Annotated in this window: 1 protein-coding gene; it reads right to left on the bottom strand. The window is 47.1% G+C overall.

The genetic code is table 11. The annotated features are described in order from the left end of the window. Positions 1-18 precede the first annotated feature (18 nt). Positions 19-329 (bottom strand): IS256 family transposase (locus GCWU000182_RS10455; protein ID WP_023391783.1); only part of this gene is annotated, 311 nt, incomplete at its 5' end.

A 329-nucleotide genomic window follows, 5' to 3' on the forward strand; every position in this document is an offset into this window, starting at 1 on the left:
TGTAGGCTGTCCTATAGCTTATTTGCGTTTGGTGAAGTTGACAAGGAAGGGGCGTGCGTTAGCCTGCCAAGCATCGTTTAGATCAATGAGGATGGCGCCAATTAATCGCTCAGCAGAAGCGACATTAGGATAGACGCCAATGACCTTATCCCGCCGTCTGATTTCACGATTCAAACGTTCGACAGAATTGGTAGTCCGTAAATTGGGATGGTAAATCTCAGGCTCCATCATAAACTGAACGGCATCTTCAAAGCCCTCATCTAAAACCTTTAAGGCCTTCTGATAGCGAGGATTATCCGCGACAGAAGCCTCAAAAGCTTCCTTGAGCC

The sequence above is a fragment of the Abiotrophia defectiva ATCC 49176 genome, assembly GCF_000160075.2.
Lineage (GTDB): Bacteria > Bacillota > Bacilli > Lactobacillales > Aerococcaceae > Abiotrophia > Abiotrophia defectiva.